Here is a 10,124-nt window from a genome sequence, read left to right as displayed (position 1 = left end):
TGCAGCTGTCTCCAATAGAGTATGAGAAACGCTATTTCCTGAGCTTGGAGAGTGTCTAGGAAACCAGGGGCGATTCATTGTTCAACTCCAGATTTTGAAGTGTGACAGAACCGTCTGGAGAGATCCCTATCACTCGAAAAGTTTTTTCGTCATGTGTCACCAGGCAACCTTCTTTTACCGGTCTTTTCATTTTCAACCCCAGCAATCCAATGCACGCAGAAGTTAAACCAACGAGTCAGTAACGTCAAAGTCCGACGGATAGCGACATTTCTTAAAATAATAATTAAATATTGACAGCGCCTCGCCCACTTAAAACCCTTGCAAATTCCACGCCACTGCCTAAGCGACTTTTTTGCAACAAAAAAAATCACTCTGTCAATATATGAAAAATAAAACAATTTCTACTATATTACTGAGAACACGAGCACAATTAATGCGCAGATGATACTGCATGAAAAAAAATCAAGTAATCCAGACTGAGTTTCACGTCTCACGCAACGCCCGAGGGAGTTTTTGGAAATCGATGCGGACTTAGATAGACAGATTTAAGCTCAAATAAAAGTGATTATTTGCTACCGGCAACCCTCCGTTAGCGCGGCGAACCATTCAGCATTTTCATGGGGTTACGAAATGATCATCTTTGAGCGCACGGGCAAAATCGCTGCAAGTGTTACTTCTCCTGGCCTCAAGCAATGTCACGCCTGAAGATGATCATATGCTCTATAGAAACCCTGTTAATGATCACCTTCAGATGATGAGATCGCTGAAAACCTTGAACTAGACGGTGTTGAGGGTGCGGTCATTTTTTCTTGAGCGTCACACCTCAGCCTGGAATGATATCCGCGCCAAACACTTCGTTGATCGCAAGTGGATCGAGCGCTTCCGCTCATTGCTTCCGCCATCTTCAACCGTCCTTGATCTGGGCTGTGGTTCTGGTCAGCCTGTAGCGCGTTATCTGATCGAAGCCGGAACTTCTGTGGTCGGCGTGGATTCCTCAAGGCAAATGCTTGCCTTATGCGCAGAGCGATTTCCTGCGCAGGAATGGATTCAAGCAGATATGCGCACATTGGCCCTTGATCGGCAGTTCACCGCTATCCTGGCATGGAACAGCTTTTTCCATCTCAAACCCGAAGATCAGCGTCGAATGCTCCCGATATTTCAACGCCATGCAGCACCAGGGGCACTGCTAATGTTCACCAGTGGTCCTGCACATGGTGAAGCCTTGGGCGTATTCGAGGGCGAAACGCTGTATCACGCGAGCCTGGCCCCACAGGAGTACACCGAGCAACTGCACGATCATGGCTATGAAGTCTTGGATCACATCGCAGAAGATGCGGAATGTGGGGGCCAAACGGTATGGCTGGCGCGTCGCCTGCCCTGATTCATATGCTTTAAAATAATAACTACGCTAAATAGTCATTTAGCGTAGTTATATCAACGATGGTCATTTCGGACGGGGCGCCTCTATCCCCAGGTCATCCCAGTACGGCGGCGTTCTGATCGCTTCAAGCAGAAACGCCGTCACCGCCTGTACCTTGAGCGAGCGCAAGCGATTTTCAGGCGAAAGCAGGTGGATGGGACTGGGATTAACATCCACGGCACACTGCCAATCTGGCAGCAGGTGCACGAGCTTTCCTTCCGAAAAATCGTCCTTTGCGAACAGCCAGGATGGAAACAGCACGATTCCCCGGCCTGCGCGTGCCGCACTGGCCAGCACCTGAGCGTTGTTGCTGAGCAACGGTCCCTGAACTTCGACCATCTGCGCCTTGGCCTGGCCAGGCTGACTGAAATACCAGCGTTGGGCCCCTGCCCGCCCCTTGTATACCAGACATGCGTGCCCGGTGAGGTCTTGCGGTGACTGTGGCCTGCCATGGCGCGCCACATAGGTGGCGCTGGCCGCCAGTACGTAACGTTGGTCGGCGACCTTGCGCCCGATCAGGCCGGAGGCCTCCATGTGCCCAACCCGCACGGTGATATCCGCGCCCTCTTGTACGGGGTCGATGAACGCATCGGTCAACGTGAGTTCGACGGTGATCCCTGGGTAGCGGTCATGCAGCCGGTCGAGCAATCCGGCGAACTGCAGAGTCCCCAACGCCAAGGGCGCATTGAGCCGCACCACACCGTGGACATGTTCCGGTCTGGCCCGCAGCGATTCATCCGCCGCATCCAGTAGATCGATGACTTCACGGATCTGACTGTAGTACCGCTCGCCAGCCTCGGTAAGCGTCACCCCACGTGTATTGCGATACAGCAATTGCTGACCAAGCTCCTGCTCCAACGCGGCGATGAACCGCGATACCGAAGAAGGCGGAACCTGGAAGTGGCGAGCGGTGGCGATGAAACTTCCGGACACAGCCACCTTGGCAAAATAGCGATGAGCTTTGAGATGCATCTCTGCCACGCGGCTGAAGGACTGAGTTGCGATTATAGCAATGATGTTTTGAAAAAGTGCTGGATTGTGCTTATTGAAGCATCGACCTAGCCTCTGCACTTCGTTTCGCAGAGGTACCTCAATGCAACAACTATGGATTCTCCCCTTGGTCGTGCTGGCCGGCATGGGTTTGTCGGTCGAGGCCGGCCTGCTGGGCCCGCTGGGCGAGCAGATCGGCCACGGTTGGGCCACCCTCGGCATCTTTGGCCTGGGCACGCTCCTGCTCACCTTGGGCCTGGTGTTCGCACGGCCTAGGCTTGGACGGCTGTTCGGCAAACCGCGTTGGATGCTCGTCGGAGGCGTACTCGGACCGGTCTACGTGGGCGCACTGACCCTGGCCACGCCGCATATCGGCGTCGGCCTGACCATGGTCGGGATTCTCTTCGGTCAGGTGGCCGCCAGCTTGGTCATCGATCATTTCGGCTGGTTCGGCGCAGGAAAGCGGCCCGTCGACCACTACCGGGTCGGTGCCCTGGTGGCGATTCTTGGCGCCCTGTGGTTCATCAATATCTGAAAGGAGTCACGCAGTGCTCATCATCATGCTTTTGCTCGTCGTGTTCAGCGGCGCCGTGCTCTGCGCGCAATCGGCCATCAATGGCCGTCTGGGTGCAGAGGTGGGCGTACTGGAAAGCGCTTGGCTCACCTTCGCGCTGGGTACCCTCGTCAGCTTCCTGTATGCCTTCCTGTTCGAGCCGCCGCACGCGATGACCCTGTTCAGCGTACCGCGTTGGCAAATCACGGGGGCTTTCTTCGGCGTGCTGTACATGTTGTTGATCGTCTTCGCCATGCCGCGGGTCGGCACAGCGGCAGCTACCGTGGCAGTGATCAGCGGCCAGTTGCTGATGAGTCTGCTGGTCGATCACTTCGGCTGGTTCGGCAATCACGTCATCCACCTTGGCAGCTCGCGCATGATCGCGATCGGCCTGCTCGCGGTCGCGCTGGTACTGATCTACAAGAGCAATGCCGCTGAAGCAGTCACCAAACGTACCCAGGCTATCACTGGCTGAATACCATTGGTCGGCTCGGTCTGAGATCGCAATGACCCCTGGCGACTGGCAAAGCTCTCACATGATGAGGGGTGGTCAGGGCTTGCCTCTCACACCTGTATTGGCCTGCCCTCGCGCGGGCCTTTTTTTCCTTCAGGCGAGGACAGCAGCATGCATTCATTCCATATGGGCGGCGGCAATGCGCAGGACGACTGGCCGGAACTGGAACCCATGCCGAGCAACGATCACGCCGATGATCCCGATGCCGACCCCAATCTGACTGACGATGACCAGAACCGCCCCGGCGTACCGGCGAGCGACCCGGAGTCCGGGGCTTGATGCAAGTTGCCCCGGCACCACAAGGAGGACCGGGGCAACACACTACAGGGTGGCGGGATCTTTTTCTCCGGTCGGCGAATCACCTGCGGCCTGGCTGGCCTTGTCGCCGGACAACCGCCAACTCACGGCAGTGATGCCGTAGCGCTCCGCCATGGGCCGACTGACCTTGCGAATCTTCTCGCGACCGAACTTGGGAATGATACCGATACCCGCATCACAGCTTGCCCAATGCCACGCCTCGGCATTGTCCATCCGCTCCAGGCGTATGATGAAACTGCGCGGCTTGCCGTGCAGTTGGTAATCGATGATGTACAGCTGGGGACTAGGCATCCCTGGGCCCTCCTCTTCTCCATGGATGACTTCCTCATGGAGTATCACCCGCGTCAGAAGATTCAATAAATCGTCGAATCCGTTGCCTGAACGGTGGAGGGCGACGGCGTCGGGGACCGGACTGCGCCGCTACCCGCCAGTCATTAGCGGGTAGCGGCGGACGGTTCACTGGCTCTTGGAGCGACCGCCGCCATGGCTGTTCTGGCCTCCCTTGCGGCCGGCTTGCGAAGCGCGCTCACGGTCGTTGGCAAAGTTGCCGCCAGAGGCCTGGCCACCCTTCTGACCGGCGCGGGATGCCTTTTCGCGGTCGTTGGCGAAATTGCCCGGGTTGGTTTCCTTGGTACCGCCACGTTGGCTGGGCTGGGCTTGATCACGAGCCATATCGTATCTCCTTGCGATGGGATAGTTTGCTCAGGTCGGTGGACCTTGCCTTAGCTCCGAGCCGGAGCTGCCAGCTAATGCTCCATCGCCTTGCCAGATGTCGGACAGGTGGCACCAAAGTTTGGCGTTGCGGCAAACACTGCACCGCCGTATTCCGCCGCTTTGACCAAGACCGTGGCCTTGAGCGCTCGCAGTCTGGGGAACGCCAAGCCTATAATCGCCACTCATATGCCCAGCGCTTGGTCGCGGGGCCGCAGACAGGTATGCAGAAGGTCATGAGATGAAGTCGTCCCCCTCGCAACCCGTATCCGGGCCCGACAACCCCCACCTGAGCACCAGCCACCTGGACTTCCCGGTTGTCGGCATCGGCGCGTCGGCGGGCGGCCTGGAGGCTATCGGCACGTTTTTCCGGCAGATGCCCAGCGATTGCGGCATGGCCTTCGTGGTGGTGCTGCACCTGTCTCCGGACCACCAGAGCGTGGCCGACCGCATCATCCAGGAAGCCACTGCCATGCCTGTGCGGCAGGTCAGTGAGCCGGTCCCCATTCAGCGCAACCACGTCTATGTCATTTCGCCCGCCAACCGGCTATCGACCAATGACGGTTACTTGCGGGTCGCACCTGCCAACCGCCGGCGCGGCGACCACGTCGCCATCGATCTGTTCTTCCGCGACCTGGCCGACGTGCACAAGAGCCACGCCTTCTGCGTGGTGCTGTCCGGCACCGGGGCCGACGGCGCGGTGGGTCTTTCCCGAATCAAAGAGCAAGGTGGCGTTACCCTGGTCCAGAGCCCCGACGATGCTCAGTACGACGGCATGCCGCGTGCCGCCATCGAAACCGGCATGGTCGACCTGATCCTGCCGGTTGCCGAAATCCCCCAGAAACTGCTCGATCTCTGGCGTACCGCGCGGCAGGTTCGCTTGCCCGATATCGGTGATGACAACCTTCCGCCATCGCTGGGCCACGCGGTCGATCACACGTACATGTCGGAAACGCTGCTCGAGGAAATCCTCCAGCGTCTGCGCGCCAACACCGGACACGACTTCCAGCACTACAAGCGCGCTACCGTGCTGCGGCGCATGGAGCGGCGCCTGCACGTCACCGGCCAGACCGACCTGGAAGCCTATCTTCGCTATCTTGAGCAACATCCCGAAGAGTCCGCCGCGCTACTGGCCGACATGCTGATCGGTGTGACCAACTTCTTCCGTGACCGCGAAGCGTTCGAATCCCTCGAGCGCCATGTGCTGCCGCAGTTGGTCAGCGAGCCGCAGGACGATGAAGCACCTGGCGAAGTGCGCGTATGGTCAGCCGGCTGTTCCACTGGCGAGGAGGCCTATAGCCTGGCCATTCTGGTGTCCGAACAACTGGCGCTGGAGCAGCGTGAGGCCAAGGTGCAGGTGTTCGCCACCGACCTCGATGATCGCGCCATCGATATCGCCCGCTCCGGCACTTACCCCGAAGCCATTCTCACCGACGTGCCGCCTGCGCGACTGCGCCAGTTCTTCGTCAACGAAGACCAGCACTACCGAGTGCGCAAGGACATTCGCGAAAAGGTCCTGTTCGCTCGTCATAACCTACTGTCCGACCCGCCTTTCTCACAGATCGGCCTGATCGTCTGCCGCAACCTGCTGATCTACCTCGACCGCGAGGTACAGCGCGAAATCCTGCAGATGTTCCACTTCGCCTTGCGCCCCGGCGGCTACCTGTTCCTCGGCTCGTCCGAGTCGGCCGATGCCGCCGCAGACCTGTTCGTCGTGGTCGACAAGCGCAACCGCATCTATCGCGCCCGTGACGTCAGCCCCACCACGCGTCGCTCTGGGCGGCAACTGCCCGACGCCGAGCCCGCGCCATCGCCGGTGAACAGACGCACGATCGCCAAACCGGGGCGCAAGCTCGTCTATGCCGAAATCCACCACCGGGCCCTGGCACGCCGCACGCCGCCGAGCCTGGTGGTCGATCTGGACGGCAATATCCTGCACATGAGCGAAGGCGTCGGCCGCTTCCTGCAGTTGGCCGGTGGCGAGCCCAGCCGCAACCTCATCAACCTGGTACTGCCGTCCCTGCGCCTGGCCCTGCGCAGCACGCTGTTCCAGGCACGTCAGGGCGTGCAACCGATCACCTCGCGGCCCATCGAATTGGATGAAGGGCAGCTCAAGTGCCAGGTGGAAATCACCGTGCAACTGCACAAGGATGAACCCAGCGGCACCGACTGCCTGCTAGTGGTGTTCGAGTTGCGCCAGGCCGACGCCCCCTTGCCGGAGCCGGCAGGCATTCGCCAGACTGACAGCATGGTCCTCAACAACCTGGAGCGTGAGCTGCAACGTACCCGTCAGCAGTTACAGGAGACGATCGAACAATCGGAGATCTCCAGTGAGGAACTGACCGCCTCGAACCAGGAAATGCAAGCCATCAACGAGGAGCTGCGCTCGGCCAGCGAAGAGCTTGAAACCAGCAAGGAAGAGCTGCAGTCGATCAATGAAGAACTGTTGACCGTCAACTATGAGCTCAAGACCAAGGTCGAGGAAACCGACAAGGTCAACGACTACCTGAGCAACCTCATCGCCTCGACCGACATCGCCACGGTCTTCGTCGATCGCAATCTGCATATCCGCTGGTTCACGCCGCGCGCCACCGATCTGTTCAACATGCTTCCGGTGGACACCGGCCGATCACTGCTCGACATCACCCACCGCCTGGCCTACCCCGAGCTCGCCGACGACGCCCGCGCCGTGGTCCAGGGCCAGTCCATCGTCGAGCGCGAAGTCAGTAGCAGCAGCCAGCGCTGGTACCTGGCACGTCTGCTGCCCTATCGCTCCAGCGAGCAGAAAATCGACGGCACAGTGCTGACGTTCATCGACATCAGCAAGAGCCGCGCAGCCGAGGAGCGCGTGCGCCTGGGCGAAGAGCGCATGCGCCTGGTGGCCGAGAGCACCCATGACTTCGCCATCATTCTGCTCGACGAGCAAGGTTTGGTCACCGACTGGAACACCGGTGCCACGCTGATCTTCGGCTACACCAAGGAAGAAGTGCTAGGCACCAGCTATGCCCTGATCTTCACCGACGAGGACCGCCAGAACGGCGTTCCGGAGCAGGAATTGCGCAGCGCCCGCCAACACGGCCGCGGGCAGGACGAACGCTGGCACGTGCGCAAGGACGGTAGCCGCTTCTACTGCAGCGGCGAGGTATCGTTGCTCAAGGGCAATAGCCTACGAGGCTACGTCAAGATTGCTCGCGACCTGACCGGCCACAAGCGCCTGCACGACGAGCAAAGCAAGCAACTGGCCGAGTCGCAGAGCTCCAGCCACATGAAGGACGAGTTCTTCGCCGTCATGTCCCATGAGCTCAAGCACCCCCTGAACCTGATTCAGCTCAATGCCGAAATCCTGCGCAGACTGCCTTCGGTGAAGAACGTCGCAGCCGCCAGCAAGGCCGTGGGCACCATCTGCGAGGCTGTGTCGAGCCAGGCACGAATCATCGATGATCTGCTCGACGTGGCACGCATCCGCACCGGCAAACTCAAGCTCAATACCGAACCTGTGAATTTCACCGACATCCTGCGCGGCATCCACAGCGTCGTGACCAGCGAACAACAACCCTGCCCCGTCCATCTGGACATAGAGGCCGAGGCCGGCGCCCTGTTGATCATCGGCGACTATACCCGTCTTGAGCAGATCATCTGGAACCTGCTGAACAACGCCCTGAAGTTCAGCCCGGCCGGTAGCGACATCCACCTGCAATTGACGCGCGAAGGCGACGAAGCGGTGTTGCGCGTCATCGACCACGGTATCGGCCTGAACCACGATAGCATCGAGCACATCTTCGACTTGTTCAGCCAGGCTGCGCCGCAGTTGGCCAACCACAGTCGCGAAGGCCTGGGGATCGGTCTGTCGCTGGTGCGCCAGTTGGTCGAGGCACACGGCGGTAGCGTGCTGGCCAGCTCCGCGGGGCTCAACCAAGGCTGTACCTTCACGGTACGCCTGCCGCTGGGCGCTTCGGAGCTCCAATTGCGCGGCGAGGATGTCCAGGCTCCGAGCGAAGGCCGCCTGGCGGGCATCCGCGTGCTGCTGGTCGACGACTCGGTCGAAGTCCTGGAAATCATGCAACAACTGCTAGAGATGGAAAGCGCCGTCGTCGAAGCCTTCAGTGATCCGCGCAAAGCGCTCGAGGCAGCCGCAGGCGGTGAATACGACATCATCCTCTCGGATATCGGCATGCCAGTGATGGATGGACACACCCTGATCAAGGCCCTGCGCGCGTATCACCACTTGCGCCACACCCCCGCCATCGCCCTCACCGGCTACGGCGCCAGTGCCGATCAGCACCGCTCGCGTGAATCCGGGTTCGACAGGCACCTCAACAAGCCTGTGGGCTATGACGATCTGGTCGTGGCCATCGAGACCTTGAGTGGTTCGCTGCCGTACTGACAAGGTCACTTCGCGGCAGCTGTACCCCGCCGTCCATGCTCAGGCATGGACGCTCCACTGACTGGCATCGGTTTCGATGGGCTTGTCTTCGATGGCATGAATCATCCCGCTCTGCAGCGCCTCCTGCGGTCCGAGAATGCGCGGGTATGCCATCAGGTACCGCTGCACATCCAGAACCTCGCTACTGCCTTGGGTCCGTTCGGCGACGATCTGTGCATACAACTGCAAGTCGTAGTCGAGGCTCATGGCATATTCGGCCATGCGCGAATGATCCACCGAACCATGCAGGGTCCAATGGAAGGGATGGAACAGAAACTTGCTGTGAGCGCACGCCGTACGCCGCTCGCCTGCCAGGAACAGGATGTTGCCCATCGACTCGACCGTACCCAGGTTATGGGTGTGTACAGGCACCGGCAGTGTGCGCAGAAAGTTGTAAAGAGTGAAGCCATAACTGCATTCCCCACCCATGGTGGCGATATTGAGCTGAAGTACGTCAGCCCCTTGATGCAACACCTTGGCACAGGTGCTGATCAGGTTGCCGCAGGTCGATGAATTGATCGGACCGGTGAAGTGAATGATGTGTCTGGACATGCGACCTCCGGATTTGGCGGTTCGTTGTCGAATTGGCGCAGACGCTTATTCGGCGTCTTGAGTCGGCTGGTCGGAGCTTCGCTGCTTATGCTCCTGGTCTTCCCCCAAGCGTTGATACTGCTGCCGCAGCGCATGCAGTTGCGCAGGATCCATGTCCTCCAGATCCAACAACGCCTTGTGGGCACGCTTGGTGGTGCGCAGCAGTTCGTCGATCTTGATGTGCAAGACATCGTTGTCGCGGTTCTGTGTGTTCTGGATCAGGAAGACCATGAGGAAAGTGATGATGGTGGTCGACGTGTTGATCACCAATTGCCAGGTGTCGTTGTAGTCGAACAAGGCGCCGCTGAGTGCCCAGATCACGATCAATGCCAGGGCCACACCGAAGGTCAGCGGCCGTCCGGCCCAGTTGGCCAGCCATTGGGCGAAACGCTCGAATCTCATGTCATCGGTCCTCCATCGCGTGCTCCGCTTATGGGTGGAATCGCCGGCGACAGCAAAGTTCAACTTGCCGGTGCTGCTGCGGCCATCGATCAATCGACCTGAACCCTTGCCCCTCTCAACCTGTCGCAATTCAAGGGCCGACGGCAACGCTTGCAAGGCCCTCAGATAAAGGCAGGTTTCGCAGAGCTTCGAGGAGGAAGGT

At 59.4% G+C, this 10,124-nt stretch carries 9 protein-coding genes and 1 pseudogene; 5 read left to right on the top strand and 5 right to left on the bottom strand.

The window, feature by feature from the left end:
* The first annotated feature begins 793 nt into the window (after nucleotides 1–793).
* Complete coding sequence (locus KY379_RS06365) at nucleotides 794–1,381, top strand: class I SAM-dependent methyltransferase (protein ID WP_261239393.1); 588 nt, start codon at nucleotides 794–796, stop codon at nucleotides 1,379–1,381.
* A gap of 63 nt (nucleotides 1,382–1,444) precedes the next feature.
* Here the strand turns inward: KY379_RS06365 and KY379_RS06360 are convergent, their stop codons facing one another.
* Nucleotides 1,445–2,392, bottom strand: a complete 948-nt coding sequence (locus KY379_RS06360) for a LysR family transcriptional regulator (RefSeq protein WP_196171749.1) — start codon at nucleotides 2,390–2,392, stop codon at nucleotides 1,445–1,447.
* Nucleotides 2,393–2,513: 121 nt separating this feature from the next.
* On the opposite strand from KY379_RS06360, the gene KY379_RS06355 reads away from it, so the two are divergent.
* The 3 genes from KY379_RS06355 to KY379_RS06345 all read left to right on the top strand — a co-directional run bounded on the left by KY379_RS06355 (nucleotide 2,514) and on the right by KY379_RS06345 (nucleotide 3,756).
* On the top strand, nucleotides 2,514–2,945 hold the full coding sequence (locus tag KY379_RS06355) for a DMT family transporter (protein ID WP_133324008.1): 432 nt from the start codon (nucleotides 2,514–2,516) through the stop codon (nucleotides 2,943–2,945).
* Nucleotides 2,946–2,970: 25 nt separating this feature from the next.
* Complete coding sequence (locus tag KY379_RS06350) at nucleotides 2,971–3,438, top strand: DMT family transporter (RefSeq protein WP_261239470.1); 468 nt, start codon at nucleotides 2,971–2,973, stop codon at nucleotides 3,436–3,438.
* Between the two features lie 150 nt (nucleotides 3,439–3,588).
* Complete coding sequence (locus KY379_RS06345) at nucleotides 3,589–3,756, top strand: hypothetical protein (protein ID WP_165976018.1); 168 nt, start codon at nucleotides 3,589–3,591, stop codon at nucleotides 3,754–3,756.
* Nucleotides 3,757–3,798: 42 nt separating this feature from the next.
* Here KY379_RS06345 and KY379_RS06340 read toward each other — a convergent pair whose 3' ends face one another.
* Both KY379_RS06340 and KY379_RS06335 read right to left on the bottom strand, forming a co-directional pair.
* On the bottom strand, nucleotides 3,799–4,086 hold the full coding sequence (locus KY379_RS06340; RefSeq protein ID WP_261239394.1) for a DUF6555 family protein: 288 nt from the start codon (nucleotides 4,084–4,086) through the stop codon (nucleotides 3,799–3,801).
* Nucleotides 4,087–4,251: 165 nt separating this feature from the next.
* Nucleotides 4,252–4,413, bottom strand: a pseudogene (locus tag KY379_RS06335) (general stress protein); the annotation flags it as partial.
* Between the two features lie 334 nt (nucleotides 4,414–4,747).
* Between KY379_RS06335 and KY379_RS06330 the strand changes: the two are divergent.
* Nucleotides 4,748–8,890 (top strand): CheR family methyltransferase, encoded by a 4,143-nt coding sequence (locus KY379_RS06330; protein WP_261239395.1) that lies wholly within the window; start codon nucleotides 4,748–4,750, stop codon nucleotides 8,888–8,890.
* Between the two features lie 39 nt (nucleotides 8,891–8,929).
* On the opposite strand, the gene KY379_RS06325 is transcribed toward KY379_RS06330, so the two are convergent.
* Together KY379_RS06325 and KY379_RS06320 are read right to left on the bottom strand one after the other, a co-directional pair.
* A complete protein-coding gene (locus KY379_RS06325) occupies nucleotides 8,930–9,481 on the bottom strand; it encodes an ATP-dependent Clp protease proteolytic subunit (RefSeq protein WP_133324013.1) in 552 nt (183 codons plus the stop codon).
* Nucleotides 9,482–9,526: 45 nt separating this feature from the next.
* Nucleotides 9,527–9,922 carry a low affinity iron permease family protein gene (locus KY379_RS06320; RefSeq protein ID WP_133324014.1) on the bottom strand — a complete coding sequence of 132 codons (396 nt, stop codon included), beginning with the start codon at nucleotides 9,920–9,922 and terminating at the stop codon, nucleotides 9,527–9,529.
* Nucleotides 9,923–10,124 lie beyond the last annotated feature (202 nt).

It is taken from the genome of Pseudomonas sp. HD6422 (assembly GCF_025377065.1).
GTDB classification, from domain to species: Bacteria; Pseudomonadota; Gammaproteobacteria; order Pseudomonadales; family Pseudomonadaceae; genus Aquipseudomonas; species Aquipseudomonas putida_U.
The sequence above is the reverse complement of the archived record's forward strand: the minus strand, read 5'-3'. Positions and strand labels throughout refer to the sequence as shown.